This is a genomic window from Streptomyces sp. NBC_00344 (assembly GCF_036088315.1).
In the GTDB taxonomy this organism is placed as follows: Bacteria; Actinomycetota; Actinomycetes; order Streptomycetales; family Streptomycetaceae; genus Streptomyces.
Map to the genome: position 1 here is coordinate 3,562,417 of NZ_CP107996.1, position 26,779 is coordinate 3,589,195.

The following is a 26,779-nucleotide window of genomic DNA, read 5'->3' on the forward strand; positions in this document are numbered from 1 at the left end:
ATGTCCGCCGGTCGTGCGGGCTCATGGCGCGCCGCGTCCGGGCGCCGGGGAAAGGTGTCCGTCACATCCCCTGGTCGAGCTCGTCGAAGACATCCGTGAAGTCTCCGAACTCCGGCCCGTGTCCCGCGAGGTGGGCGGCGAAGTCCTCACGCCGGCCCCGGGTCACCAGCACCCAGACCGTCACCTCGCCCGACGCGTTGTCCCGTACGCCCCACTCCTGGGCCAGGGCGCTGATGATGTTCAGCCCCCGGCCGCCTTTCGCGGTGACCGATGGGGTGGCCGGAATCGGCCGGGTGGGACCGCCACCATCTGTCACTTCCACGGTCAGTTGTCCTGCTCTGTCCACGCGCCAGGCGGCGCGTACATCGCCGTCCCCGATCTCCGCCTGGCCCAGCGGCCTGCCGTGCCGGCAGGCGTTGCTGAGCAGTTCGGAAAGGATCAGAACAGCGTCGTCGACCATCGCGTCGGACACCCCGTTCCTGCGCAACTGATCACGCATACGGTGTCTCGCTTCACCCACGCCCGCAGGGCCATGGGGTACGGCCATGCTCGACGACGTGGGCACTTCCTGTGCCACCACCAACGCCACCCCCGAGACCTCCTTTGCCCCACGCCATCGAGTGGATGCCCCATTGGACTGGGCCGGAAACCGGCCAAAGGAGCACCGGTGACGCACTCGTAACGATCGAACACGGGCCGAATGCGCCGGTGCACTCCCTGTGACGCCGGGTGAGGGGTGGCCGTTCTACAGGCGGCCCAGCTGGGACAGGACCTGTTTCGGGCGATTGGTGATGATTGCCTCTACGCCCAGCTCGGCGCAGAGCTCGACGTCCGCCGGTTCGTTGACCGTCCACACATGCACCTGGTGCCCTGCCCGGTGCAGCCGCTCGACATAGCCGGGATGGCTGCGGACGATCCGCATCCCCGGCCCCGCGATCCCGGCCCCCGCCGGCAGCCGCCCGTCGCGCAGCCGTGGGGAGAGGAACTGCATCAGATAGACGGTGGGAAGGCCGGGCGCGGCGGCCGCGATCCGGTGCAGCGACCGCGCCGAGAAGCTCATGATCCGTACGGGTGAGGGATCCCCGGGTGACGGCGCGGCCAGACCGAAACGGGCCAGTGCGGCGAGCAGCCTCTCCTCCACCTGACCCGCCCAGCGCGTCGGATGCTTGGTCTCGATCGCCAGCTCCACGCGCCGGCCGGAATCGGCGACCAGCTCGAGCAGGCGGTCCAGGGTGAGCACGGATGTGCTCTCCCGGTCCCAGTCCGGGGACTCCTCGCTGTCCTTCCATTCCCGCCAGGATCCGAAGTCCAGCGCGGCGAGATCGGCCAGCTCCAGGGCGGACACCGCGCCGCGACCGTCCGACGTGCGGTTGACACGGCGGTCATGTACACAGACAAGATGGCCATCGGCGGTGAGCCGGACGTCGCACTCCAGTCCGTCCGCACCGTCCTCGATGGCTCGCATGTACGCGGCCAGAGTGTGCTCGGGGGCATCCTCGGATGCGCCTCGGTGGGCTACGACCTGAATGCTCTGCTGCCGTACATGGGTCACCGCGTCATGGTGCCATCGGGAATGGGTAGGCGCGTGCAGGCGGGTGTCTGAAGGTGCGTACTTTTCGTCCTGACTGAAGGATGGGAACGGACGCACAGCTCCCGCTTACCGTGCCCCGACGTGCTGTGAGAAAAGCTGTCCGCAGACACTTGCACTGCGGGACTCTTACCGAAGACGACGTGGAACCGAGGAGAAAGAGCTGTGAGCACCGAGAACGAGGGCACCGAGGGCACCGCGGCGGAGTCCGCACCACCCGCCCCGTCCGCACCTCCTGCGCCGGTTGCCGCTCCGGAGGGCATGTCTGCTTCCGCCTCAGGGGACACCGCACAGCTCCCTGGGCATGTGCCCGCAGGTGACCCCGCAGCGGCTCATGCGGCGGGGGCCGGCTGGCCCCCGCCGCCCCCGCCGCTTCCCGCCTACGGGGGCGGCGGCGGTCCTGTCTGGGGCGCGCCCGTGCCTCCGCCGCCCGGTCCGGGGCGCAGGCGGACCGGCGGCCTGGTCGCCGCGGTGATCGTGGCCGCGCTGGTCGCGGGCGGCATCGGTGGCGGCATCGGATATGTGGCCGAGAAGAACAGTGACAACGCGACCGGATCGACGACGGTTTCCGCGCCGGGCAACGGCCAGGACGTCAAGCGCTCCCCGAACACGGTCGCCGGGGTGGCCGCCAAGGCGCTGCCCAGCGTCGTCACCATCGAGGCGAAGAGCGGCAACGGCGAAGGCGGCACAGGCACCGGCTTCATCTACGACACCCAGGGTCACATCCTCACGAACAACCATGTGGTGGCAGAGGCAGCCGGCGGCGGCAGTCTCACGGCGACCTTCTCCAACGGCAAGAAGTACGACGCCGAGGTGGTCGGCCGGGCACAGGGCTACGACGTGGCCGTGGTGAAGCTGAAGAACGCGCCGTCCGGGCTGAACCCGCTCTCCCTCGGCAACTCCGACCAGGTGGCCGTCGGCGACTCGACCATCGCGATCGGTGCGCCCTTCGGCCTCTCCAACACGGTGACCACCGGCATCATCAGCGCGAAGAACCGTCCGGTCGCATCGGGCGACGGATCCGGCAGCAAGGCCTCGTACATGAGCGCCCTGCAGACCGACGCCTCGATCAACCCGGGCAACTCCGGCGGCCCGCTGCTCGACGAGCGCGGCGCGGTCATCGGCATCAACTCCGCCATCCAGTCGGCGAGCAGTGGCGGCCTCAGCGGTGAGGGACAGGCCGGCTCGATCGGTCTGGGCTTCGCCATCCCGATCAACCAGGCCAAGGCGGTCGCCCAGCAGCTGATCAAGACCGGCCAGCCGGTCTACCCGGTGATCGGCGCCACCGTCTCCATGGACGAGCAGGGCACCGGCGCCAAGATCTCCGACCAGGCCTCCGGCGGCGGCTCGGACCCGGTCACCCCCAACGGCCCGGCGGCCAAGGCGGGTCTGAAGGCCGGCGACGTGATCACCAAGCTCGACGACACCGTGGTCGACAGCGGCCCGACTCTGATCGGCGCGATCTGGACCCACAAGCCGGGTGACAAGGTCCAGCTCACCTATAAGCGGGACGGCAAGGAGCACACGGTCGAGGTCACCCTGGGCCAGCGCAAGGGCGACAGCTGACGACTCCGGCACCGGCGCCACGCGTGCGCCGCCGCGACCGGGGCCCGGCCGTCCGATGGCCGGGTCTGCGCGGCGGCCGCCGCACCCGCTAGGCTGTATCCGCTCCGCCGCAGGTAGGCGGGGCAAGGTGGGTTGCCCGAGCGGCCTAAGGGAACGGTCTTGAAAACCGTCGTGGCGAGAGTCACCGTGGGTTCAAATCCCACACCCACCGCGCAGGTGAACGGCCCCTGACCAGGTAAATCGGTCGGGGGTCGTTCGTGCGTTCGGTGTCCGTTGCCCCCCGTTACTCCCCGCTATTTACCGGCCGATCGGGCACGGAAGGGGCACGGTCACGATTTGATCCTTAGCCGCTCAATATCTCAGCCGCGCTCTGTCTCCCTCGATCCGGAGAAAGAACTGATCCACAACGTTGCCCCCGTCTGAGGGCACAATAGTCAAGCCGAGGCCCATGATCGGTTTGAGTACCCGGACCGTCTTCAGTCCATCTGGATCAGGTCCCCGCAGCGCGGCGAACGCCTCGAACAATGGCCTGACTGACTCCCATCCGGGCCCGGGCTCGAACCGGCAAAGGAACACCGGCTGATCTACCGACTCGACGGCGAGTACTCCTACCAGAAGTTCTCCTTGCATGAGTCGCCACGCATCAATCATCGTTTCCCCCACTTGGACTGCCTACCTGCACGTTCATTCACCGCATCAGCCTCCCCAAGCTCCCATCCCGTCCGCCTTCGGCCCACACACCGTGGAGCGGGCGTGGTTCAGGGCGTCAAGGTGGAGCGCGCCACTGTACGAACGACCTTGACGCCCTGGGCCGCGACTGCTCGGCTCTGCCTGGGTCGAAGGTGGTCGGGATGGGAGCTCCTCACCCAAGCCACAGCGGGCCTGCGGACGCCTACGGCGCCCCATCCCACCCACCGCACGTGGATGGCTCCTGACCTGGCAATACGGTCAGGAGCTTTTCCACGCCCGCTGCAGCCCGCCACCGGCCCGGGTGCCCGCAGCCGGAGGCCGGGCCAGGGGCACGGAGGTGCTCTCCGGGCCGGTCCGCCCGTGCGTGAACGCCGCAACGCCCCGCCGCAGGAGCGGTGTTGACCGGCCGAGCCGCGACTGATCACCCGTTGGGCGTCGTGAGAACCGGCGTCATGGAAGCCGTCCTCCCGTGGTCCGGAACACCCGGACTTTCACAACGAGCCACGTGGTCTTCGTTCATATTTTCGGCGTGCTGTCAGTGGCATGCCATACGCTGCGCTCACTGGTCGCCGCGCCGCCGCGGAGGCGTCTGCTGAGCGATCGTCATTGCTTGTGTTTACCCGTGGGGGGTACGACTCACTGTGCGTGTACGCAGACTCTCGACCGCGACAGCGCTCGCGGTCATTTTCAGCTCCGCCGTCCTGGCCGGCGCGTCTCCGGCTTCCGCCGACAGCAGTTCGGTCCTTCCGATCGCGTCGAGCGGCGATGTCGTCGTGGACGGCGTCCATCAGCGAGTGTTCATCAGCGATCCGCTGGGCAACAAGGTCGTCGCCACCGATTACAGCGGGAAGGTGCTCGGTACGGTTCCCTCGCTCCCCGGCGTGGTCGGTCTTGAACTGTCCGCCGATTCCGCCTCGCTCTATGCCGCGGTACCGGGCGCCGATGAGGTAGTGGCCATCGACACGGCCGCGCTGCAATTGGCGGGGACCTACCGGACCGGCGCCGGCACCGCGCCCACGTTCGTGGCGCGGGCCGGGGGCAAGATCTGGTTCGGGTACGGGCATGCCGCCGAGGGGGGCATCGGTTCGCTCGACCTGTCGGGTACCGAGCCGGTGGTGACGCTCGGCCAGGACGGCGACGCCTCCTGGTACTCCGCTCCCCGTCTGGCGTCCGACCCTGCCGCACCGGGGGTCCTGGCGGCAGGTGAGGTGGGCAGCAGTCCCGCCACCGTGGCCGTGTACGACGTCGCTTCGGGCAGCGCCTCGCTCAGGGTGAGCAAGTGGAACCCGGGGGAGGGCGCGAGCAATCTGATGGATCTGGATGTGAGCCCTGACGGCAAGGAGCTCGTGGTGGCGAGCGGCTCGCCGTACTACCAGCAGGTGTACTCGACCGAGGACCTGTCGTCCGTGGGCCGCTACCAGACCAACACCTATCCGAACGCGGTGGACATCGCGCCCGACGGCACCGTCGCGGCGGGCACCGACTCCTGGTACGAGCCGGACGTCCACATCTTCACACCCGGGACCACGGACCCGCTGCGGCAGTACGACTTCCCCAACACCGGTACGTCATCCGGCTCCGACACCCTGGCTGCCGCCGGCCTGGCGTGGGCGCCGGACGAGAGCCGGCTGTTCGCGGTCTCCAGCAACTCCGCCTCGGTGTTCTCTCTTCGTGTACTGGACAGCCCCGCCAAGTCCGCTCCGAAGCTCACGGTCTCCGCACCGGCCTCGGCGGCCCGCGCCAAGTCGCTCACGGTCAAGGGCAGTCTCACCGCTTCCGTGCCGCTCCCCTCGGGCACCGCGCTGACCGTGACCCGCACCGACGTGGAATCCCCCGCCGGCAAGTCCCTGGGTACGAAGACGCTGGGCGCGAACGGTGCGTTCTCCTTCACCGACACTCCTCCGGCGGGTGGCAAGGTCACCTACAAGGTGTCCTACGCGGGCGATGCGACCCACACCGCGGCCTCCTCGTCCACCTCGGTGAATGTCTCGCGGGCCACTCCCACGCTCACCCTGAACCACAACGGCACCCTCTACTCCTACGGCGCGGACGTCTCCTTCACCGCTCACCTCGGTACCACGTACAAGAACCGCACCGTGGAACTCTGGTCCGACCCCTTCGGCGCCGACAAACCGAAGAAGCTGGTGAGGACGGGCAAGGTCAACTCCAAGGGCGATCTGTCGGTCACCGTGGACATGACCCGCGACACCGCGGTCACCGCCGTGTTCCCCGGCGATGCCCGCTACGCGTCGAAGTCGGTCAAGGCCACCGCCTACGCCAAGGTGAAGATCTCCACCTCGGTCTCGCACCCCTACCGGACCGCCAAAATCGGCTCCACGTCGTACGCCTACTTCCACAAGAAGACGAATCCGGTCTTCACCACCACCATGACGGCGTACAAGAACCGCTCCCAGAAGTTCGCCCTGGAGGTCTACTACCAGGGAAAGTGGCGCTCCGGCGGCTCGCAGTACTTCAAGCTCGGCTCGACCGGGAAGTCCGCGGTGACGCTGACCGGAAGCCATGACACCGGCTACCGCATGCGGATGCGGTCGTCCTATGTGAACGGCTCGTCCGGCGACACCGTGAACTCGACCACCGACGGCTCCTGGAAGTACTTCGTCTTCACGTCGTAGGCGCGGAGACCGGCAGCGGAGGGAGGGGTGTCGTCCAGCCAGGTGACACCCCTCTCCTGCTGCCCGCGTTCAGCGGGCGTAGACCGCGACGAAGTCCCGGGTCGCCGTGTTGTAGTAGCGCTCCGCGGGATTCTCGAAGTCGAGGATGTTGGACGGTTTCGGATCGGCCGGGTCGAGCTTTCCGTCGTAGCTCATGAACGACGGCCAGGCGCGGTTCATGTCCAGCGACATCGCCCGGACGGCGCCCGCACGCTGCATCAGGGCGGCGAGGGTGCGGGCGGTCAGGGCCTGGCCGACCACCATGATGATGTCGCCCTTGGCGGTGACACCCACGCCGGAGCGTTCCACGAACATCCGGCTCTGGTCGGTGGCGCCCCAGGTGGAGTCGTTGTCGATGTCCGGGACCACCTGTCCGCCGTCCACCATCAGTTCGAGGCACTGGCGCACGCCGACCACATCGCGGGTCATCCCCACATCACGCCCCCAGACGCCGATCTTGATGGAACCGTCGCGGTAGAAGACCTCGGATGCGGCGCCGTTCCTGAGCGTGCCCACGGTACGGCCGGCCAGGTAGAAGCCGCCGCGTGAGCCGCCGTCGCTGACCTTGAACCCGCCGTTCCAGGTGGCGACGAGCCCGGTGCGGCTGCCCTTCGGGATGTTCGGTGGCACGGAGAAGCTGCCGCCGGGTTCACGGACCCCCGGATGCAACTGGAATCGCGCGTTCCGGGTGCTGATCCAGGCGACGGCGGCCTCGTAGGAGGTGTGGTCCGCGTCAGGGCGCACATAGGTCCCCTGCACGATCGGCAGGCCCTTCCTGTCCGACGCGAGCACCCGGTAGACCCCCTCCCCTTCCAGGGCCGGCGAGACCATGGGGCGCATCGGTGTGCGGAGGGGCAGCGACGCGCCGGCAGCCGTCCTGGGGGCCGTGGCCGCCTTCCGCATACGGTCCAGGGCGGCGGCCGAAAGCGAACCCCCCACCTTGGGCGGATCCAGGTCGTACCTGATGTTCTCGAGCTTGTCGACCACAGTGCCCAGCCTGTGCTCGCGTGCCCAGCCCGCCAGCCGGGCCGCGGTGCTGTCGTCGCCCGGGTAGGTCAGGGCGTCCTTGAGGGACCAGCTCAGGGCCAGGGCGCAGACCAGGACGACTGCGAGAACGGCCCTGGAGGCCTTGCGGCGTGGGAGCCGCAGGCGCTTCCGGGGCTCGGGATCCGTTGCCTGGGACATGGCGCTCCTCGGGGTGACGAGCCATCAGCTGACTCTCCATCGCACCCCATGGAGCGGGTTTCCACATCCGGGAGGGGCCATCCGGGTGGTGTTCATCCGAAGAGCGCCACTTTGTGTGCGTTGGTCCACATACCTTCCTGCCTCATCCGCATCATGTGAAAAGTACGCAGAACCTTCCATTCGAAAAGTCGCTGTACATCACGGAAATGAGGAGTCGCCATGACCAGCCAGGCCAAGAAGGTGTGGGCCGCCTTCACCACCGCGTTCTTCGCGCTTGTCGCGATGCTCGGGTTCGCCGCTCCGGCCAGGACCGCTGCCGCTGTCCCCGCGTCGCCCGAGCAGCCCGCGGACCTTCCCGTCACGTCTGCCCCTGCGGCGCAGATGCCCGCGGCGCGGATCCCCGCGGCGCGAACGGCTCCCGGAACGGCGGGCCGGGCTCCGGTGGTGCCCCTGGCCTGGCGGGCAATGCCCAAGGACCGGTCGCTGCCGCCCACGATCAAGCAGCGCATCCGTGCCGAGGCGCACGGTTCGACGCCCGGTGCCCGTCACCTCCCGCTCGACCTCGATGCCTCGTCGGACGACGCGATCACGGAAGCGGCTGTCGGCACGGCGGTTCTTCAGCCCGCCTGATCCGTGCGGTCGGCGAGATCGGCGTCATCGGTTCGATCCGGTGGCGGGTGATCCCTCCGCGGAGACCGCACAGGTGCAATCGCCAGGCGGGCTGCCGAGGCGATGGTGGCACGAGCTTCGCGCTCGGTGAGTCCGGTGTGCACAGCCGCATCGACGAGAGGGCCGGCGAGATCCTCGCCGAAACCGTTCTCGTAGGCACGGCAGGCAGCCCAGAAAAGACGGGTGTTGCGCTGTCCTTCATGGGCGGCGATGACGAATTGGACCAGGCCGTGGCCTTGTGAGGGCCGGCCGGTGGAATGCCGGGAACGCGCAGGAGGCGTGAGCAGACGGAGCAGAGCGCGAGGACAGGGCGCGGGCGCGAGATGGGCCGTGCCGGGTGCGAGGCGGTAGATACCGTGGGCCGTGAGTGAACCGGGCCCCACGAGGTAACCGCCGGTGCCGCGAACATCGATGCCGGGTCCGAGCCGGCTCGCCGAGTTGGGGACCCCCCTGTCGGGCGGTCCGGTCAGCCAGAGATGGCTCCCCCCGCTCGGAGTGAGCACGACGACGGTCTCCGGGATCGTGAACAGATGCTTGAGTGCGAGGCGTTGCAGAGCGGCCGTGGAGTCGCTCTCCGCCTTGATGTCCAGGTCGATGCCGATCAGATGGTGCGGCGCCCGGCCGCAGGCGATGCCGTAGCCGGTGGCCCAGGGGGCGGCTGCGAACAGGGCGCGAACAGTGGCGGGATCGGTGGCGGCGTCATGCACGCCGTGTCCGGCGCGGCCGCATTCGCCGCGGCAGCGGACCGGACCGGGTTCCCCGCGGTGGGGTGAGGGAAGCGCGGGGAGTTTGGCGCGGGACAGCGGAATGACGGGGAGCCCACGCTCGGCGGCGGACAGCGCATGGGCGAGGGCCAGGGTGGCGGAGTGCCTGTCGATGGCAGCCATGCCTTCAGTATCGTACGAACGTTCGAATGAGGGAAGTGGTCGAGCAGCCGGAATCGCCTCGTTCCCGAAAGGGTGGCGGACCGCTTCACCCCATGGGGCGCCCGGGATCCTGCGACGGGGAGCGGTGCTGAGCCGCAGGTCGGATCACCGCAGGGGTTTACCGGCCCGACGTCACGCTTGCGGGGGAACCAGGCCGTACGGGCTGTTCGGCGGAGACGCGTTGGGCAAGTCTGATCTTGCGACGTCGTGAAGCTTCCCCGGGACGGCCGGCCAACCGTCCCCGTACATCGCCGTACTTCTGGTTCCTGGAGGAAATGACATGGCACACATCCGTACCGCTCGCGTCCTTGCCGCTGTCGCCGCGCTGCCCCTGGCGGCCGCCCTCTTCTCGGGTGTGGCCACCGCGGACAACGGAGCCGCCGCGCACCACGGATCCAACGCGAGTGTGGCCACGGTGACCGGCAGCGGCGTCGGGCGCGACAACAGCGGTAACTCGACGACCACGCAGCAGGTGGCGACGGGCGCCGGCGCAACGAACCAGAACGCCACCGCGAATGTGACCGGCTCGGGCGGCCGGGTCGACCAGGTCACCTACACGGTGAACTTCACCAACATGCGGTGAGACGGAGCCGGACGGGCCGGTGGCGGGGGGCGTGCCGGGGTCGCACGCGTGGAGCACGGGGCGCATGACAGTCAGGGCGGCGGCGCCGGTGTGCCGCCGCCCTGACTGTTCACGCGGGACCGGCCGCGGGGCCGGTCCTCGCGGAACCCTGACGGTGGCGGGCCCCTCCTCCACCCTCAGGAGGTGGAGTTACCACCACCCCTACAACCTGAGGTGGACCCGGCTTCGGCACCTCTGGCCGATCTGCTGACCGGGGTGCAGCTCCTAGCGTGGACCTATGACCACGCCAGTCTGTACCAGCGCAGCGAAAGCGGCGGTGCCCTACACGTCGTTCGCCACCTATGTGCGGGCCCGGGGGCCCGTGCTGCTGCGCACCGCCCGTTCCCTCACCGCCAACCCGAGCGACGCCGAGGACCTGCTCCAGACCGCACTCACCAAGACCTATGTCGCATGGGAGCGGATCGAGGACCGCCGGGCGCTGGACGGCTATGTCCGCAGGGCCCTGCTGAACACCCGTACCTCGCAGTGGCGCAAACGCAAGGTCGACGAGTACGTCTGTGCGGAGCTCCCCGAACCGGTGGCCGCCCCCGCGCCCGACGCGGCGGAGCAGCAGGCGCTGCGTGACGCGATGTGGCGTGCGGTGATGAAACTCCCGGACCGCCAGCGCGCGATGCTGGTTCTCCGTTACTACGAGGATCTCAGTGAGGCCCAGACCGCAGAGGTCCTCGGCGTATCGGTCGGCACGGTGAAGAGCGCGGTGTCCCGCGCGCTCGGCAAGCTCCGCGAGGACCCGGCGCTGTCCTCGGGTGCGCTCGCCGACTCCTGAGACACGACGGCCACCAGCACGGGCACGGGTGGAAATCGGACGGCGGGTAGTGACATACCGAGCGGTATGTGCGCAGAATTGCGAGACTACCCATGCGTAGGCAACGCTGCCCCGGGAGGACGCCGTGCTGAGCACGATGCAGGACGTACCACTGACAGTCACTCGCATCCTCGTCCATGGAACGCTGGTGCACGGGACCTCTCAGATCACCACCTGGACCGGAGATGCGCAGCAACCGCAGCGCCGCTCATTCGCGGAGACCGGCGCACGCGCGGTCCAGCTGGCCAATGCCCTGCGCGACGAGATCGGGATCGACGGTGACCAGCGGGTCGCCACCCTGATGTGGAACAACGCCGAGCACGTCGAGGCGTACTTCGCGGTGCCCTCCATGGGCGCGGTCCTGCACACCCTCAACCTCCGTCTCCCCGCCGAGCAGCTGGTCTGGATCGTCAATCACGCTGCGGACCGGGCGATCATCGTCAACGGGTCGCTGCTCCCGCTGCTCGCTCCGCTGCTGCCGGATCTGCCCACCGTCGAACACGTGGTGGTGAGTGGACCGGGCGACCGTTCACTGCTGGACGGCTGCGCGCCCAGGGTGCATGAGTACGAGGACCTGATCGCCGGCCGCCCCACCACGTACGACTGGCCGGAGATCGACGAGCGTCAGGCCGCCGCCCTCTGCTACACCTCGGGCACCACCGGCGAGCCCAAGGGCGTGGTCTACTCCCACCGCTCGATCTATCTGCACTCCATGCAGGTCAACACGGCCCAGTCGATGGGGCTCACGGATACGGACACCTCGCTCGTGGTCGTGCCCCAGTTCCATGTGAACGCCTGGGGGCTCCCGCACGCGACCTTCATGTCGGGCATCAACATGCTGATGCCCGACCGCTTCCTCCAGCCGGCTCCGCTGGCCGAGATGATCGAGCAGGAGAAGCCGTCGCACGCCGCGGCCGTCCCCACCATCTGGCAGGGCCTGCTCGCCGAAGTGACCGCCCACCCACGCGATCTGAGTTCGATGAAGCGGGTGACCATCGGCGGTGCGGCCTGTCCGCCCGCTCTGATGGAGGCGTACGACAAGCTGGGGGTCCGGCTCTGCCACGCCTGGGGGATGACCGAGACCTCCCCACTGGGGACGAACTCCAACCCGCCCGCCGGTCTCAGCGCCGAGGAGGAGTGGCCCTACCGGGTCAGCCAGGGCCGCTTCCCGGTCGGCGTCGAGGCCCGGCTGGCGGGCCCCGGGGGCGAGATCGTCCCCTGGGACGGCGAGTCGGCCGGTGAGCTGGAGGTACGAGGTCCCTGGATCGCGGGCGCCTACTTCGGCGGTGCGAACGGTGAGGACTTCAGGCCCTCCGACAAGTTCAGTGATGACGGCTGGCTGAAGACCGGCGATGTCGGCATCATCAGCCGCGACGGCTATCTGACCCTCACCGATCGCGCCAAGGACGTCATCAAGTCCGGCGGCGAATGGATTTCCAGCGTCGATCTGGAGAACGCGATCATGGCCCACCCGGCAGTGGCCGAGGCCGCCGTGGTGGCCGTGCCGGACCGGAAGTGGGGGGAGCGGCCGCTGGCGACCGTGGTACTCAAGGAGGGTCAGAGCGTCGGGTGCGACGAGCTGAAGGACTTCCTCGCCCGGTCCGTCGCCAAGTGGCAGCTGCCGGAGCGGTGGGCGATCGTTCCGTCCGTGCCGAAGACATCGGTCGGCAAGTTCGACAAGAAGGTCATCAGGAAGCAGTACGCGGACGGGCAACTGGACACCACCACGCTCTGAGGCCCAGCGGAACTGCGGACCCTGCGACAGCCCGAGAGGCCCGCGCGGACATCGCGCGGGCCTCTCGGATGTCGGCCGGGGCCCTGCCCCGGACCGCTCAGTTGGTGCCGATCTTCGCGAGGAGATCGACGATCCGGCCCTGGACCTCGCTGCTGGTGGAGCGCTCCGCCAGGAACAGCACGGTCTCGCCGGAGGCCAGCCGCGGCAGCTCGGCCTCGTTCATACCGGCAGACGTGTAGACGACGAGCGGGGTGCGGTTCAGCTGCCCGTTCGCGCGCAGCCAGTCGACGATCCCCGCGCGCCTGCGCCGCACCTGCAGGAGATCCATCACCACCAGGTTCGGTCGCATCTGGGCGGCGAGTGCGACCGCCTCCGCGTCCGTCGATGCCCGCGCCACCTGCATACCGCGCCGCTCCAGCGTCTCCGTGAGCGCGAGAGCGATCTCCTCCTGCTCCTCGATCAGGAGCACGCGTGACGGGTGCTGCTCGCTGTCCCGGGGGGCCAGCGCCTTCAGCAGCACCGCGGGGTCCGCACCGTATGCGGCCTCTCTCGTCGCCTGTCCGAGTCCGGCCGTCACCAGCACGGGCACCTCGGCGGCCACCGCTGCCTGGCGCAGTGACTGCAGCGCCTTGCGGGTGATCGGACCCGTCAGCGGGTCCACGAAGAGCGCCGCGGGGAACGCCGCGATCTGGGCGTCGACCTCTTCGCGGGAGTGCACGATCACCGGCCGGTAGCCGCGGTCGCTGAGCGCCTGCTGGGTGGAGACGTCGGGCGCGGGCCAGACCAGCAGCCGGCGCGGGTTGTCGAGAGGCTCCGGGGGAAGCTCGTCGTCGACCGGCTGGGGCTGTGGCCGGTGGGCCACTTCCACCGCGCCGCCCGGACCGTCCAGCGGTTCAGGTCCCTCCGCTCCCTCGTCCGGTGCCCCTATGGCATACGAGCGGCCCGCGGTCTGCGAGGAGAGGCGCTGTTGCGTCTGAGGCGACTGCGACTGAGCCTGCGCCGGCTGCTGCCCCTGCTGCCCGGGAGAGCCCTGTGCCGGAGATTCCTGCTGCACCGGGGAACCCTGCGGTGCCGCGTGATCCTGCGCCTCCACGGGGCTCCGTGTGACCTGAGGACCCTGGGCGGGCTGCCCGGCCAGGCCCTGCGGGTGTGGTCGGGCAGCCTCGGGCCGCTCGGCCTCCTGCGGAGCGGCGAGCCTCCGGCGCCGACCGGAGCCCAGCGACTGCGACTGGTTCTGCTGCGCCGCGATCTGCTCGGCGAAGGGGACACCTTGTCCGAGCGTGCGCACACTTATGGCCCGCCCCTGCGATGCCTCCGCGGGCAGTGGCTCCTCGGCGGGCAGTGGCTGGGCGGCCGCCGGCTCCGGCCGGGCCGCAGGCTCGACCGAAGGCCAGCCGTCCGGCGACGCGTACAGCGTGCCGTCCTTGGGCTGTTGGTCACCCGTGCCGGACTGCGCGGGCTGACTGTGCGGCAGGTCCGCCTGCACCGCCGGACCGACGTCGGGGTGCCCGGCCGTCCGAAGCGCGTCGTGGCGGCCCGGAAGCGAATCGTCCGGTGCACCGGCCATCGGGGGTACCGGCGACCGGGCCGGCTGCACCCGGTCCGCGTCGGCGGGCGGGAGCGCGAAGGCGGTACGCGGTCGTTCGGCCTCGGCAGCCGCGGAAGCGGATGCCGTCGCCAGCGCACGCCGGGCGCGCCGACCGGGGGGCGGCGTCTGCCCCTGAGCCTGCTGCGGGTGGCGTGGCTGCTGTGCCGGCGTGTGCGGAGGCTGCGCCGACGGCTGCGTCTGCTGGGCCTGCGTCTGATGGGACCGCGGATCGTGCTGTGCGGCCGGCACCGCATCGCCCGCAGGCGCGGCGGGCAGCGCGGGCCGCGCGCTCTCGATCTCCCGCACGCCGTCCGGCCGCCGGGCGCGGCGACCGGTCGGCACCGGTTCGTTCACCGGTACGCCCTGCGGCGGCACGGTGGCCCCGCGCTGTTGGCGCCCGGCGTTCTGCGAGCTCTCGGCCGCGGTCATCACGGACCCCTCGGAGGGTTCGGTACGTCCGCGCCGGCGCCCGGTCCCGCCCGCTGCGGAATCCTGCGCCGGAGCGCCGCCGGGCGGCAGCGCCGCCGTACCTTCCGTCCCCCGGCCGGCCGGGACGGACTCCTCGCGGCGCGCGCGGCGGCGGCCGGTCGGCGGCCCATCGCCGATGCCATCCCCGGTGCCGGGCTCCGTAACTGATCCTTCCGCTGCCGGGCCGTCGAGGAAAGCGTCGGTGGAGGAGCGTCTGCCGCGCCGTCGTCCGCCGCCTGCCGCACCGTTCTGCTGGGCCGGCACCGCGGGCGCGGTCTCGCCGGGCGGCGGGATCGTCCCCGCGCCCGCGCCGAGCGGGACTTCGAGGACATACGCACTGCCGGCCATCCCCGGCACCTCATGCGTCTGCAGCACTCCCCCGTGCACCCGGACGATTCCGCGCACGATCGGCTCGTGCACCGGGTCTCCCCCGCTGAACGGCCCCCGCACCTCGATCCGTACGACATCACCGCGCTGCGCGGCGGCCACCACGATCGTGGAGTCCAGGTAGGCACCGCCCGGGACCACGCGTGCCTTGCCCGTGGCGTCGACCCCGGCCACATCGGCGATCAGATGGGCGAGAGCAGTCGCCAGCCGAACCCCGTCCACCTCGGCCTCGATGGGCGGCGCGTGCACCGCGAACTGGGCACGGCCCGGACCGATCAGTTCGACCGCGCCCTCCACGCCGGCCGCCACCACGGCGTCGAGCATCACCGTGCTCTTGGCCAGCTCCTCGGTGCCCGCGTCGAGCCGCTGGAAGCCGAGCACACTGTCGACGAGGGTGGTCATCCGCGCATATCCGGCGGCCAGGTGGTGCAGGATCTGGTTGGCCTCGGGCCACAGCTGACCGGCCGGGTCGGATGCCAGCGTGCCGATCTCGGTACGCAGTTCCTCCAGCGGCCCGCGCAGGGCTTCGCCCAGCACCGCGGTCAGCTGCTGATGACGTCCGGCGACAGCGTCGTACTGCTCCTGGAGTGACAGCAGCTCCGCCGCGTGCTGTTCCTCCGCGGCGCGCAGTTCCGCGGTGAGCCGCTCCTCCTGGGCGCGGAGTTCCGCTGTGTGGCGCTCCTCGGCCGCGGTATTGCGCTCGTCCTTCGCCCGGAGCTCGTCGGCGTGCTGCTTGGCCTGCTTCTCGTAGGGGCGGCGGTCCGCGAAGGTCAGCACCGCGCCGACCAGCTGCTCACCGTCCCTCACCGGCGCGGTCGTCAGATCGACCGGCACCGCGCTGCCGTCCTTCGCCCAGAGCACCTGCCCGCGCACCCGGTGCTTGCGCCCGGACCGCAGGGTGTCCGCGAGAGCACTCTCCTCATACGGGAAGGGCTCTCCGTCTGCGCGCGAATGCTGCACCAGCGGGTGCAGTTCCCTGCCGCCCAGATCGCTCGCCCGGAATCCGAGGATCTGCGCCACCGACGGATTGACGAGTACGACCCGCCCCTCGGTGTCGGTCCCCACCACGCCTTCGGACGCGGCCCGCAGAATCATCTCGGTCTGCCGCTGCGAGCGGGCGAGTTCGGCTTCGGTGTCGACGGTGCCCGAGAGATCGCGAACGACGAGCATCAGCAGCTCGTCCCCGGTGAAGCCGCCGGCGTACGAGTCGTACGCCTCCCGGCCGTCCTCCAGATTCGCGCTGGTCACCTCGACGGGGAACTCGGCCCCGTCGGTGCGCCGCGCGAGCATCCGCGTCGGTTTGGTCCTGCCCTGCTCGTCCGCGCCCTCCGGCCTCCGCATCGAGCCCGGGATCAGCCGGGAGTCGAACTCCGGCAGCAGATCGAGCAGCCCGCGGCCCACGAGCGCCGTACCCGGCGTTTCGAAGGATTCGAGGGCGATGGTGTTGGCATTGACGACCGTGCCGTTGCAATTGACGAGCAACAGCCCGTCCGGGAGGGCATCAAGTATGGCTGCGAGGCGAGCAGCGCCTCGGGATGGCCTGCTGCTCACGATGACGCTTCCTCCCTGAACTACTGCATCTTGCTGACAACCTGGTCCATCTTGCCCCTCGGGCCATGGCGTGTCACTGCATGGAGTCTAAAGGTGGGCTCACCGCCCATGGCGGCGGATGAGGGGGAGCTCTCACCAAGGTTGTGTGGACGGGTGGCTCCGTGGCCGTTCAGAGGGCGGCGTGCGGGAGCAGCGGCTCCAGATTGTTCCAGCGTGCGATCTCGCACCCATTGGTGCGGCGGAACGTCGCGTCGACGGGCCGGCCCTGCCAGGTTCCGGTGATGTGCGCGGTGGCCGACCCGCCGTACTGCATGGTGCACATCATTCCCGAGGGCACCGGCTCGAAGGGCTCCTTTCCGTCGGCGGCGAGTGCGGCCAGCCGGTCGCAGGCCTCCTGGGGCGAGCGGTGGGTCCCGGTCGCCCCGGAGGCGCCGCACTCCAGCCGGCGCGTTCCGTCGGCCGCGCGATCGCCGGCGTCCTGGACGGTGACGGTGAGCTGATCGGTGGCCTGCCCGGCGGGCTGCGGCCCGTCCGCGGACGCGATGCCCGGCAGGGCGGCGAGTGCGGCAAGGGAGACGAGGGCGGTGAGAGCGATGCGGCGAAGCATGGACGTAACTCCTCGACTGAGACGGATCGGGACGACCCCTGCCATCCTTAACGCTCGGGCGCCCACGGCGTTGCGCAACACGAAGGGCTTTGCTCTGTCACCCACCTGCCTAGTACCGTGGGCCGCGATTGGTGACAGCCCGCAAGGCTGTGTCATCATCTGCACGCACCACTTCGCGCTTGCGTGATGTGCCGGTGTGCTGGAGGCGTCGCCTAGTCCGGTCTATGGCGCCGCACTGCTAATGCGGTTTGGGTTTTACGGCCCATCGAGGGTTCAAATCCCTCCGCCTCCGCCGGTCGCAACGCTGAAGCCCTGTCCGTGACGGACAGGGCTTCAGTCGTGTCAGAGGGGTGTTTTCCCAGCTCAGCAGGGGTGCGGACAATGGATTTCACCTGACGCCGCAGGTCATGTAATGTTGTTCTCGCAACGCCGACGGGGCAGAAAAGCCCGAAACGCCAAGCACTCGTAGCTTAACGGATAGAGCATCTGACTACGGATCAGAAGGTTGCAGGTTCGAATCCTGCCGAGTGCACAGCAGGCAAGAGGCCCCCAGGAGAAATCCTGGGGGCCTCTTGCGTTGTCCGTAAGGGGGCCGCACGGGCGCCGTCGTGAGCTGTGTGGGGTTCCCGGGTGAGTGGCGGGCCGGGGAGAGGGGGGAGGCCCGACGCGGACGAGGCCGGCAAGGTGCCCTGATGACAGGCATCCACGGATGGAGGCCGAGATGTTGCCGGCCTGATGACCCGGAGAAAGGCTGAGCCGGATGTCACCGGGTCTCAGGGAGTGCGGGCCGGACCGCGCCGGTCACGGTGGGCGGAAGGAGCGGCGCCATGAGGGTCATGTTGAGAGCACGCATGGACACACAGATCTCGAACGAAGCCATCACGAACGGCACACTGCAGAAGATCATGCAGGCGACGTCGGAACGGCTCAACCCGGAGGCGGCCTACTTCGGCCCCAGCAGGGGCGGACGAGCCTGCACCTTCGTCTTCGACATGCAGGACAGCTCACTGCTGCCCACCATCGTGGAGCCGCTCTTCAGGGAGCTCGGCGCGGAGATCGAGATCCAGCCCGTGATGAACAGCGAAGACCTGAAGAAGGGCTTGACCGCTCTGCAGAAGGGCTGACCTCGCCGGCCGCCTGCCACGGTTCGGTCCGGTCACCCGAAGCCGCCGTCCGGAACTCCACGGGGGGCGGCCCGCACGGACCGGGTAGCAACGCTGAAGTGTTGGCTGAAGAATTGCTCGCTTGTGCCGCAGGCCGGTTCTCTCCGATCGTGGTCACATGATCGGAACGCACGCGGTGCTCGGTGTCTCGGCGGTGGCTCTCGGCATGGTGCTCACGCCCGGGCCCAACATGATGTATCTGGTCTCCCGGAGCATCACCCAGGGCCGGCGCGCCGGGGCGGTGTCGCTGGGTGGGGTCGCGGTCGGGTTTCTCGTCTACCTCAGTGCCGCCAACCTCGGTCTTTCGCTTGTCTTTCTGGCGGTGCCCGAGCTGTACCTGACCGTGAAGCTCGCGGGCGCCGCCTACCTCGGCTGGCTGGCCTGGAAGGCGCTCAAGCCGGGTGGGCTGTCGGTCTTCGCCCCGCAGGAGCTGTCCCCGGACTCGCCCCGCAGGCTGTTCTCGATGGGGCTGCTCACCAATCTGCTGAACCCGAAGATCGCCGTCATGTATCTCTCGCTCATCCCTCAGTTCATCGACGTCCACGCGGGAAGCGTGCTGTTCCAGGGGTTCGTGCTGGGCGGGGTCCAGATAGTCGTCAGTCTCGTGGTGAATCTGGTGATCGTGCTGGCGGCAGGGGGCATCGCGGTCTTCCTGGCCAGGCGTCCGGTGTGGCTGCGGGTACAGCGCTATCTGATGGGGACGGTCCTGGGGGCGCTGGCCGTCAAGCTGGCCACCGACCGCGCGCCGGTGGCGCCCGCGTGACCACGCGCCGCCGGCTGTCAGTGGTGGCTGTCACTCTGGGAACAGCCGGCAGCTCTGCCGGCCGGGAAGGAAGTGCGGCTCGGATGTGGCGTTCCGGTGGGCTGCGGTGGGGGACCGGCGGACCGTGCCTGCTGTGGGAAGGGCGCGGGCGGGCCAGTGCGCTGGTGTACGGGGGCGGGATCGGGTTCCGGGTGGCGGCCGGCGGGGAGCGGACCTGCGTGGGGGCGCGGGGAAACCGCTGTCCGGTGACGGCCCGGGTGGCCGGGCGGAGTGCGCAGGCACGGTGCGCGGAGTGTGCGCGACTGGACCGGGCGCATTCGGTGGCCGCCGACACCCGGGCGGACGACCCACAGGTGTACCGGGTGTATCTGGCCTGGTTCGGGGCCGGGATGGTGAAGGTGGGGATCACCGCCGAGGCGCGGGGGCCCGCCCGGTTGATGGAGCAGGGCGCGGTGGCCTTCAGCTGGCTGGGGCGGGGGCCGTTGATGGCGGCTCGCCGCACCGAGGAGCTGTTGCGTACGGCACTGGGGGTGCCCGACCGCATTCCGTACGCGAGCAAGCGTGCGGTGCGGGCCGGGCTGCCGCCCCGTGCGGTGCGCGAGGCCGAGGTGCGGGAGGTGCACGGGCGGGCTCTCGCGCTGCCGGGGTGGCCGGGGTCGCTGGAGCGGATGGCTCTCCATGTGGTCGATCACACCGGGGCGTTCGGGCTCGAAGGGCTTCCGGAGGCCACCGCCGTGGTGACCGAGCTGGTGGCCGGGGGGACGGTGGCCGGCCGGCTGGTGGCTGCCGCCGGGCCCGATCTTCATCTGACCGGAGAAGACGGTGAGCTGACGGTCTTCGACACCCGGCTGATGGCCGGATGGGACGTGACGGGGGCGGAGCCGCACACGGGGGTGACCGTTCCGGTGCGGGCGGTTGTGACAGCTCCTCAGGTGCGGCAGGAGGGGCTTTTCGGATCCGAGGACTCTACGGACGGCCTTTCTCAGGAATTTCACAGGTAGCAGCAAGGGGACTCTCAGAGCTTGCTCACAGGGTGTCTTCATGACCACGACCTCGCCCCAGGGGCGTACCGAATTGCTCAGGCGCGACGGCAGTCCCGTACGGGTACTGGTGGTGGACGACGAGGCCTCGCTCGCCGAACTGCTCTCCATGGCGCTGCGCTACGAGGGGTGGCAGGTGCGCAGCGCCGGTGACGGCGCCGGAGCCGTGCGTACCGCCCGGGAGTTCAGGCCCGATGCGGTGGTGCTCGATGTGATGCTGCCCGACATGGACGGCATCGCGGTGCTCGGGCGGATGCGCCGCGAACTGCCCGATGTCCCGGTGCTCTTCCTCACCGCCAAGGACGCGGTGGAGGACCGGATCGCGGGTCTGACGGCGGGCGGCGACGACTACGTCACCAAGCCGTTCAGCCTGGAGGAGGTCGTGGCCCGGCTTCGCGGGCTGATCCGCCGGTCGGGGACGGCTGCCCACCGGAGCGAATCGGTCCTCGCCGTCGGCGATCTGACCCTGGACGAGGACAGCCATGACGTCACCCGTGGCGGAACGAACATCCATCTCACGGCCACCGAGTTCGAGCTGCTGCGTTTTCTGATGCGCAACCCCCGGCGGGTGCTGTCCAAGGCGCAGATCCTCGACCGTGTGTGGTCCTACGACTTCGGCGGGCAGGCCAATGTGGTCGAGCTGTACATCTCGTATCTGCGGCGCAAGATCGACGCGGGACGGCCGCCGATGATCCACACCCGGCGCGGGGCCGGCTACCTGATCAAGCCAGGGGAGTAGCGGTGGCGGCGCGTCGGCGCTGGTCGCTGCGGACGCGTCTGGTCGTGTCGGCGGTTGCTCTGATCGCGGTGGTGGCAGCGGTGATAGGCACCGTCACCACGCTCGCCTACAAGGACTACATGTACGGCAAGCTGGACGCCCAGCTGACCGGCATCACCCGCATCGTCAGCCACTCGGGCCCCCGAGCCATGGCCGAGGCGCCGGCGGGGCCACGGGGTGACAGCGCCCGGGCCGACGGTGACGACCGGCTGCTGTTCCTCGGTGGCGGTGGTCAGCCCTGGGCCACAGTCGGCGCCGTGGTGACCGACGGCCGGGTGACCGAAGGGCTGTACACCCAGCAGAACAGCACGCCCACGCCCAAGGACGACGCCAAGCCGCTGAGCGCGGCGCAGGACAAGGCGCTGCTCTCGGTGGCGCTCGACGGGCGGATCCACACGGTGGACCTGCCCGGCCTCGGCGGATATCACCTGCGGTCGGTGCCCCAGCCGAACGGCGGTACGACCCTGGTCGGGCTGCCTACCGGCGACGTCCGGAAGGCCATCAACACCCTGGTCCTGGTGGAGGTTCTGGTCACCGCATCGGGTCTGCTCGCCGCCGGGATCGCCGGGACCGCGCTGGTCAGGATCGCGCTGCGGCCGCTCAGCCGGGTCGCGGCGGCCGCCACCCGGGTCTCCGAACTCCCCCTGCACAGTGGTGAGGTCGCCCCGCTGGAGCGGATTCCCGATGCCGAGGCGGATCCACGGACGGAGGTCGGACAGGTCGGCGCGGCACTCAACCGGATGCTGGGGCACGTCGGTTCGGCGCTCGCGGTGCGTCAGGAGAGCGAGACCCGTGTGCGGCAGTTCGTCGCCGATGCCAGCCACGAACTGCGCACCCCGCTGGCCTCGATCCGCGGGTACGCCGAACTGACCCGGCGCGGACGGGAGACGACCGGGCCCGACACCCGGCATGCGCTGGCCCGAATCGAGTCCGAGGCGAGCCGGATGACCGGTCTGGTCGAGGATCTGCTCCTGCTGGCCAGACTCGACTCCGGACGGCCGCTCTCGTACCGGAGCACTGATCTGTCCCCACTGGCCGTGGATGCCGTGAGCGATGCCAGGGCCGCCGGGCAGGACCACAAGTGGCGTCTGCGGCTGCCCGACGAGCCGGCCCTGGTGCTGGCCGACAGCGCACGCATCCATCAGGTCCTGGTCAATCTGCTGGCCAACGCCCGGACGCACACCCGCCCGGGCACCACCGTCACAGCCGGGGTGCGGCGTGAAGGTGACTGGGTGGTCGTGGAGGTGGAGGACGACGGCCCCGGTATCCAGGCCGGGTTGCTGCCGCACATCTTCGAGCGGTTCGCGCGCGGGGACGCCTCCAGGTCCCGCCATGCCGGCTCCACCGGGCTAGGGCTGGCCATCGTGCAGGCCGTGGTCACGGCGCACGGCGGCGGTGTCACCGTGCAGAGCGTTCCCGGACGGACCGTTTTCGCGGTACGGCTGCCTGCCGTGCGGGACACCCCTGCCCCGGCCGGCCGGCCGTACCCGGCGGGCATGCCGGGTACTCACAGCCGCGGCACAGGCTGACCACACCGCGGTGACAGCGCGTCCGGCGAATGTCGTCCTCATGCGAACCGACTCTTCTCCGGGCACGTTGCCGGCACGGGTGCATCTCCCCGTGACCACTGCGGATGCCCCCGTGCTAGATGTGGTGATCCCCGTGTACAACGAGGAGAAGGACCTCGAATCCTGCGTCCTCGGACTGCACGACCATCTGTCCCGCACCTTCCCGTACAGCTTCCGCATCACCATCGCCGACAACGCGAGCACCGACGGAACGCCCGTGGTGGCGGCCGGACTCGACTCGATGCTCGACGAGGTTCGGGTCTGCCGGCTGGAGCAGAAGGGGCGCGGCCGGGCGCTGCGGAGGGTGTGGTCCGCTTCGGACTCCCCGGTCCTCGCCTATATGGATGTCGACCTCTCCACCGATCTCAACGCGCTGCTGCCGCTCGTCGCACCCCTCATATCGGGTCATTCGGACCTGGCCATCGGTTCGCGTCTGTCCCGCAGCTCCCGTGTGGTGCGCGGGCCCAAGCGGGAGTTCATCTCGCGGGCGTACAACCTGATCCTGCGCTCCTCGCTCTCCGCGGGCTTCAGCGATGCCCAGTGCGGCTTCAAGGCCATTCGCGGTGATGTCGCCCAGCGGCTGCTGCCGCTGGTCGAGGACACCGGATGGTTCTTCGACACCGAGATGCTGGTGGTCGCCGAGCGCGCCGGACTGAGGATCCACGAGGTGCCGGTCGACTGGGTCGACGACCCCGAGTCCACCGTGCACATCGTGCAGACCGCTGTGGACGATCTCAGAGGTGTCTGGCGGGTGGGCCGCGCGCTCGGAGGCGGAACACTTCCACTCGACCGGCTCGCCCGTCCCTTCGGCGACGACCCGCGCGATCGTGAACTCCCGGGTGTACCGGGAGGTCTGGCCCGGCAGCTGGTGGGTTTCTGCGTGGTCGGCGCGCTCTCCACGCTCCTCTATCTGCTGCTGTACTCCCTCTTCCGCACGGGGCTGAACCCGCAGCTCGCCAACGCGGGGGCACTGCTGGTGTCGGCGGTGATGAACACCGCGGCCAACCGCAGGCTCACCTTCGGGGTGCGCGGACGGGACAGTGCCGTCCGTCACCAGGCCCAGGGCCTGGGGGTCTTCGCGATCGGACTCGCGCTCACCAGCGGTTCCCTCGCCGCACTCGGCGTGGCATCCGGCAACCCCTCGCACGGCACCGAACTCGCCGTGCTGATCGCCGCCAACCTCGCAGCGACGGTGCTGCGCTTTCTGCTCTTCCGCGCCTGGGTCTTTCCCGAGCGGCGCACCGACGACGCAAGGACTGCACGATGACCACCCTTCACCATCAGCCGGTTCCGGTCCCCGCGGAGCCGCCCCGGCACCGCGGCGCCAGTGGTCTGTGGCGCGGCAGAAACGATGACCGGCCCTGGGTACGGCCCGCCTTCCTGGCGCTGCTGCTGCTCACCCTGGTGACCTACCTCTGGAATCTCAGCGCTTCCGGCTACGCCAACTCCTTCTACTCCGCGGCCGCGCAGGCCGGAGGCGCGAGCTGGAAGGCGCTGTTCTTCGGTTCGCTGGACTCGGCGAACGCGATCACCGCCGACAAACCGCCGGCCGCGCTCTGGCCGATGGGCCTTTCGGTGAAGTTCTTCGGACTGAGTTCCTGGGCGATCCTCGTCCCCGAAGTGCTGATGGGCGTCGGGACGGTCGCGGTGCTGTACGCCGCGGTACGGCGCAGGTTCAGCGCCGCCGCCGGACTGATCGCGGGCACGGTCCTCGCGCTGACCCCGGTCGCCGCACTGATGTTCCGCTTCAACAATCCCGACGCCATGCTCGCGCTGCTGATGACCGTCACGGTCTACTGCGTGCTGCGCGCGCTGGAGGGCGCACGGACCAAGTGGCTGGTGTGGGCCGGAGCCGCGGTGGGTCTGGCCTTCCTCGCGAAGACACTGCAGGCGTTCCTGATCCTGCCGCCGCTCGCCGTGGTGTACGCGGTGTTCGCCCCCACGACCGTGCGCAGGCGGTTCGGCCAGCTGGGGCTCTCCGCGCTGGCTCTGGTGGCCGCCGGCGGGTGGTGGACCGCGATCGTCGAGCTGTGGCCCGCCTCCTCCCGCCCGTACGTCGGAGGCTCGCAGAACAACTCCTTCCTTGAACTGACCTTCGGCTACAACGGGCTCGGCCGGATCAGCGGCGATGAGACCGGCAGCGTGGGCGGCGGCGGTCGCGGCGGCGGTGCGGGCCAGGGCGGGCAGTGGGGGGAGACCGGGATCGACCGGATGTTCAGCTCCGAGATCGGCAGCCAGATCTCCTGGCTGCTGCCGGCCGCGCTGATCCTCTTCGTCGCGGGTGTGGTGATCACCCGGCGGGCCGGGCGCACCGACACCGTCCGTGCCGGCTTCCTGGTGTGGGGCGGCGCGCTGCTGATGACCGCGGGGACCTTCAGCTTCATGGCGGGGATCTTCCACCAGTACTACACGGTGGCCCTCGCGCCGTACATCGCCGCGCTCGTCGGCATGGGCGTCACCGTGCTGTGGGAGGAACGTGGCAAGCCGGTGTGGTCCGCGGTGCTCGGTGCGGCGGTCGCCGCGACGGCGATCTGGTCGTACGTGCTGCTCGGCCGGACACCGGACTATCTGCCCTGGCTGCGCTGGGCGGTGCTGATCGCGGGTCTCGCGGCTGCTGTCGGCCTTGCCGTGGCCCGGAGGCTGAACCGGCGTGCTGCGCTGGGGGCAGCCGGGATCGGACTGGTGGCGTCGCTCGCGGGGCCGTTCGCTTACTCGATGTCGACGGTGAACAGTGCGCACACCGGGTCGATCGTGACGGCGGGCCCGGCGGGGGCGAGCCGGATGGGAGGCAGGGGCGGCGGCCCCCGCGGTGGCTTCGGCGGCAGGGACGGCGGTACGGGACTGCCTCCGGCGGGACAGGCCGGACAAGCGGGACAGGCCGGACGGGCTGGGGGCGGGCGGCCCGGAACGGCTCCGGCCGGACAGGGCGGTCAGCCGGGACAGCCGTCCGCCGGGCAGGTACAGCCGGGTGGGGCCACCCCGCAGGGCGGCGGTATGCGGGGTGGCGGTATGCCGGGTGGCGTGGCGGGCGAGATGCGCGGCGGGGGAGGCGGTATGGGCGGTCTCCTCGACGGGGCGTCAGTCAGTGCCTCGGTCAAGGCCAGGATCAGCGCGAACGCGGACAGCTATACATGGATGGCGGCTGCGATCGGCTCCCAGAACGCCGCGAGCTACCAGCTCGCCACCGAGAAGCCGGTGATGGCGATCGGCGGTTTCAACGGCAGTGATCCCTCGCCGACGCTCGCCCAGTTCAAGGCGGATGTCTCGAAGGGCAGGATCCACTACTTCATCTCGGGCGGCGGCATGGGCGGAGGCGGGGCCGGCAGCGGATCCGCCTCGAAGATCAGCTCCTGGGTGGAGGCGAACTACACGAAGGTGACAGTGGGAAGCACGACCCTGTACGACCTCACTCAGCCGAAGAGCTGAGCCGGGGCTGGCCCCCGGCGGAAGGCGTGAGCCATCCGCCGGGGGCCCTGCCGCGCGGCCTCCGTCACCGCAGGGAAAGATCGGCCACGATCGGCCGGTGGTCCGATGCGAGCGTGTCGGCCACCGTCGCCCCCCGCACCGCGATCCCCGGAGAAACCGCTACGTAGTCGATCCGTTTCACCGGATCGAGGGCCGGAAACGTCGGCAGTCCCGGCTCCGCATTCCGCAGTTCGCGCCACAACGGCGCCAGCTCAGGTGCGTTCGGCTCCGCGTTGAAGTCCCCCAGCAGCACCTTGCGGCCGTGGTCCTCGGCCATGATGCGGCGGGTGTCCGCGACCTGCGCGACCCGCACCGAGGGGTCGGCGCGGTAGTCCAGATGGGTGACGTACACATGCAGCGGTACGCCCTTCACCCGCAGGACGACCTCGCCGAATCCGGGAGCCGGTGCGGGCACCGGATCGGGGTCCTGGGTGGAGAGACGGGTGATCTCGTGGTTGGTGGCGCCGATGATGCGGTACCTGGACAGTACGGCGACGCCGTACTCGCGGCCGTCGATGCTGTAGATCGGCGCGAACGAGACGTGCATGCCGAGCCGCTCGGCGAGCTCACCCGCCAGATCGCGCCACTCGCTGCGGGCGTCCCAGTGGACGTCGACCTCCTCCAGGCCGATGACATCGGCGTGCAGACCGCGCAGAGCCGCCTCCTGCCGGTCCAGATCGAAGACGTTGTCCATGCCGGCCCCCGCGTGGATGTTGTACGAGGCGACCCGCAGTGGCACATCGTGACCGCGAGCCCGCGCGGGGGCCGCCGCGGCCGTCGCCAGGACGGCGGCAGCCAGAAGCACTTCAGTGACACGACGAGTCAGCTTCATCTGGCGACGGTACCGCCGGTAATTGACTTTACACCGTACAGTGACGGCCTTTACGGTGTACACCCAGCACCGCCACGGCACACCCACCTG

The 26,779-nt window shown here is 69.9% G+C and carries 20 protein-coding genes and 3 tRNA genes; 16 read left to right on the plus strand and 7 right to left on the minus strand.

Annotation, left to right across the window (positions count from 1 at the left end):
• Nucleotides 1-61 precede the first annotated feature (61 nt).
• Nucleotides 62-676: an ATP-binding protein gene (locus OHS16_RS16010; RefSeq protein ID WP_328537889.1), complete on the minus strand. Its 615-nt coding sequence runs from the start codon at nt 674-676 to the stop codon at nt 62-64.
• 69 nt (nt 677-745) lie between these two features.
• Nucleotides 746-1,552, minus strand: coding sequence for a glycerophosphodiester phosphodiesterase (locus tag OHS16_RS16015; RefSeq protein ID WP_328537890.1), 807 nt, complete (start codon nt 1,550-1,552; stop codon nt 746-748).
• A gap of 201 nt (nt 1,553-1,753) precedes the next feature.
• On the opposite strand from OHS16_RS16015, the gene OHS16_RS16020 reads away from it, so the two are divergent.
• From OHS16_RS16020 to OHS16_RS16030, 3 genes are all read left to right on the plus strand, one after another.
• On the plus strand, nt 1,754-3,154 hold the full coding sequence (locus OHS16_RS16020; RefSeq protein ID WP_328537891.1) for a S1C family serine protease: 1,401 nt from the start codon (nt 1,754-1,756) through the stop codon (nt 3,152-3,154).
• Between the two features lie 126 nt (nt 3,155-3,280).
• Nucleotides 3,281-3,365: transfer RNA gene (locus tag OHS16_RS16025), tRNA-Ser, on the plus strand.
• Between the two features lie 1,120 nt (nt 3,366-4,485).
• Entirely contained in the window at nt 4,486-6,477 is a 1,992-nt protein-coding gene (locus OHS16_RS16030) for a WD40 repeat domain-containing protein (protein WP_328537892.1), read from the plus strand.
• A gap of 69 nt (nt 6,478-6,546) precedes the next feature.
• Here OHS16_RS16030 and OHS16_RS16035 read toward each other — a convergent pair whose 3' ends face one another.
• A complete protein-coding gene (locus tag OHS16_RS16035; protein WP_328537893.1) occupies nt 6,547-7,701 on the minus strand; it encodes a phosphodiester glycosidase family protein in 1,155 nt (384 codons plus the stop codon).
• Between the two features lie 219 nt (nt 7,702-7,920).
• Between OHS16_RS16035 and OHS16_RS16040 the strand changes: the two genes are divergently transcribed.
• Nucleotides 7,921-8,331 (plus strand): DUF6344 domain-containing protein, encoded by a 411-nt coding sequence (locus OHS16_RS16040; RefSeq protein WP_328537894.1) that lies wholly within the window; start codon nt 7,921-7,923, stop codon nt 8,329-8,331.
• Here OHS16_RS16040 and OHS16_RS16045 read toward each other — a convergent pair.
• Nucleotides 8,319-9,257: a bifunctional DNA primase/polymerase gene (locus tag OHS16_RS16045; protein WP_328537895.1), complete on the minus strand. Its 939-nt coding sequence runs from the start codon at nt 9,255-9,257 to the stop codon at nt 8,319-8,321. The two genes, OHS16_RS16040 and OHS16_RS16045, sit on opposite strands and share 13 nt — an antisense overlap.
• 319 nt (nt 9,258-9,576) lie before the next feature.
• On the opposite strand from OHS16_RS16045, the gene OHS16_RS16050 reads away from it, so the two are divergent.
• The 3 genes from OHS16_RS16050 (at nt 9,577) to OHS16_RS16060 (ending at nt 12,479) form a co-directional block, all read left to right on the plus strand.
• Nucleotides 9,577-9,879, plus strand: coding sequence for a hypothetical protein (locus OHS16_RS16050; protein ID WP_328537896.1), 303 nt, complete (start codon nt 9,577-9,579; stop codon nt 9,877-9,879).
• 277 nt (nt 9,880-10,156) lie between these two features.
• Nucleotides 10,157-10,705, plus strand: coding sequence for a SigE family RNA polymerase sigma factor (locus tag OHS16_RS16055; protein ID WP_328537897.1), 549 nt, complete (start codon nt 10,157-10,159; stop codon nt 10,703-10,705).
• A gap of 124 nt (nt 10,706-10,829) precedes the next feature.
• Nucleotides 10,830-12,479: a long-chain fatty acid--CoA ligase gene (locus OHS16_RS16060; RefSeq protein WP_328537898.1), complete on the plus strand. Its 1,650-nt coding sequence runs from the start codon at nt 10,830-10,832 to the stop codon at nt 12,477-12,479.
• 97 nt (nt 12,480-12,576) lie between these two features.
• Here the strand turns inward: OHS16_RS16060 and OHS16_RS16065 are convergent, their stop codons facing one another.
• Both OHS16_RS16065 and OHS16_RS16070 read right to left on the minus strand, forming a co-directional pair.
• Nucleotides 12,577-16,473 (minus strand): PAS domain-containing protein, encoded by a 3,897-nt coding sequence (locus OHS16_RS16065; RefSeq protein ID WP_328537899.1) that lies wholly within the window; start codon nt 16,471-16,473, stop codon nt 12,577-12,579.
• A gap of 169 nt (nt 16,474-16,642) precedes the next feature.
• The gene (locus OHS16_RS16070; RefSeq protein ID WP_328537900.1) at nt 16,643-17,080 is read right to left on the minus strand and encodes an SSI family serine proteinase inhibitor; all 438 of its coding nucleotides are present in this window, start codon (nt 17,078-17,080) and stop codon (nt 16,643-16,645) included.
• 201 nt (nt 17,081-17,281) lie between these two features.
• On the opposite strand from OHS16_RS16070, the gene OHS16_RS16075 reads away from it, so the two are divergent.
• The 9 genes from OHS16_RS16075 (at nt 17,282) to OHS16_RS16115 (ending at nt 25,818) form a co-directional block, all read left to right on the plus strand.
• Nucleotides 17,282-17,372: transfer RNA gene (locus OHS16_RS16075), tRNA-Ser, on the plus strand.
• Nucleotides 17,373-17,539: 167 nt separating this feature from the next.
• Nucleotides 17,540-17,612: transfer RNA gene (locus OHS16_RS16080), tRNA-Arg, on the plus strand.
• A 319-nt stretch (nt 17,613-17,931) separates the two neighbouring features.
• Nucleotides 17,932-18,204: a DUF3303 family protein gene (locus tag OHS16_RS16085; protein ID WP_328537901.1), complete on the plus strand. Its 273-nt coding sequence runs from the start codon at nt 17,932-17,934 to the stop codon at nt 18,202-18,204.
• A gap of 157 nt (nt 18,205-18,361) precedes the next feature.
• On the plus strand, nt 18,362-19,006 hold the full coding sequence (locus OHS16_RS16090) for a LysE family translocator (protein WP_328537902.1): 645 nt from the start codon (nt 18,362-18,364) through the stop codon (nt 19,004-19,006).
• 83 nt (nt 19,007-19,089) lie between these two features.
• Complete coding sequence (locus tag OHS16_RS16095) at nt 19,090-20,007, plus strand: DUF2797 domain-containing protein (protein WP_328537903.1); 918 nt, start codon at nt 19,090-19,092, stop codon at nt 20,005-20,007.
• 40 nt (nt 20,008-20,047) lie between these two features.
• A complete protein-coding gene (locus OHS16_RS16100; RefSeq protein WP_328537904.1) occupies nt 20,048-20,785 on the plus strand; it encodes a response regulator transcription factor in 738 nt (245 codons plus the stop codon).
• Nucleotides 20,786-20,787: 2 nt separating this feature from the next.
• Nucleotides 20,788-22,353, plus strand: a complete 1,566-nt coding sequence (locus OHS16_RS16105) for a sensor histidine kinase (protein ID WP_328537905.1) — start codon at nt 20,788-20,790, stop codon at nt 22,351-22,353.
• Nucleotides 22,354-22,393: 40 nt separating this feature from the next.
• Nucleotides 22,394-23,659 (plus strand): bifunctional glycosyltransferase family 2/GtrA family protein, encoded by a 1,266-nt coding sequence (locus OHS16_RS16110; RefSeq protein WP_328537906.1) that lies wholly within the window; start codon nt 22,394-22,396, stop codon nt 23,657-23,659.
• On the plus strand, nt 23,656-25,818 hold the full coding sequence (locus OHS16_RS16115) for a glycosyltransferase family 39 protein (protein ID WP_328537907.1): 2,163 nt from the start codon (nt 23,656-23,658) through the stop codon (nt 25,816-25,818). The genes OHS16_RS16110 and OHS16_RS16115 overlap by 4 nt, the downstream gene beginning before the upstream one ends.
• A 64-nt stretch (nt 25,819-25,882) precedes the next feature.
• Here the strand turns inward: OHS16_RS16115 and OHS16_RS16120 are convergent, their stop codons facing one another.
• Nucleotides 25,883-26,689, minus strand: a complete 807-nt coding sequence (locus OHS16_RS16120) for an endonuclease/exonuclease/phosphatase family protein (protein ID WP_328537908.1) — start codon at nt 26,687-26,689, stop codon at nt 25,883-25,885.
• Between the last annotated feature and the right edge of the window lie 90 nt (nt 26,690-26,779).

Excerpts from the sequence above, each read along its gene's own strand:
- OHS16_RS16035 (WP_328537893.1), bottom strand. The coding sequence starts at position 7,701 with ATGTCCCAGGCAACGGATCCCGAGCCCCGGAAGCGCCTGCGGCTCCCA.
- OHS16_RS16040 (WP_328537894.1), top strand. The coding sequence starts at position 7,921 with ATGACCAGCCAGGCCAAGAAGGTGTGGGCCGCCTTCACCACCGCGTTC.
- OHS16_RS16045 (WP_328537895.1), bottom strand. The coding sequence starts at position 9,257 with ATGGCTGCCATCGACAGGCACTCCGCCACCCTGGCCCTCGCCCATGCG.
- OHS16_RS16050 (WP_328537896.1), top strand. The coding sequence starts at position 9,577 with ATGGCACACATCCGTACCGCTCGCGTCCTTGCCGCTGTCGCCGCGCTG.
- OHS16_RS16055 (WP_328537897.1), top strand. The coding sequence starts at position 10,157 with ATGACCACGCCAGTCTGTACCAGCGCAGCGAAAGCGGCGGTGCCCTAC.
- OHS16_RS16070 (WP_328537900.1), bottom strand. The coding sequence starts at position 17,080 with ATGCTTCGCCGCATCGCTCTCACCGCCCTCGTCTCCCTTGCCGCACTC.
- OHS16_RS16085 (WP_328537901.1), top strand. The coding sequence starts at position 17,932 with ATGGACACACAGATCTCGAACGAAGCCATCACGAACGGCACACTGCAG.
- OHS16_RS16090 (WP_328537902.1), top strand. The coding sequence starts at position 18,362 with ATGATCGGAACGCACGCGGTGCTCGGTGTCTCGGCGGTGGCTCTCGGC.
- OHS16_RS16095 (WP_328537903.1), top strand. The coding sequence starts at position 19,090 with ATGTGGCGTTCCGGTGGGCTGCGGTGGGGGACCGGCGGACCGTGCCTG.
- OHS16_RS16100 (WP_328537904.1), top strand. The coding sequence starts at position 20,048 with ATGACCACGACCTCGCCCCAGGGGCGTACCGAATTGCTCAGGCGCGAC.
- OHS16_RS16110 (WP_328537906.1), top strand. The coding sequence starts at position 22,394 with ATGCGAACCGACTCTTCTCCGGGCACGTTGCCGGCACGGGTGCATCTC.
- OHS16_RS16115 (WP_328537907.1), top strand. The coding sequence starts at position 23,656 with ATGACCACCCTTCACCATCAGCCGGTTCCGGTCCCCGCGGAGCCGCCC.
- OHS16_RS16120 (WP_328537908.1), bottom strand. The coding sequence starts at position 26,689 with ATGAAGCTGACTCGTCGTGTCACTGAAGTGCTTCTGGCTGCCGCCGTC.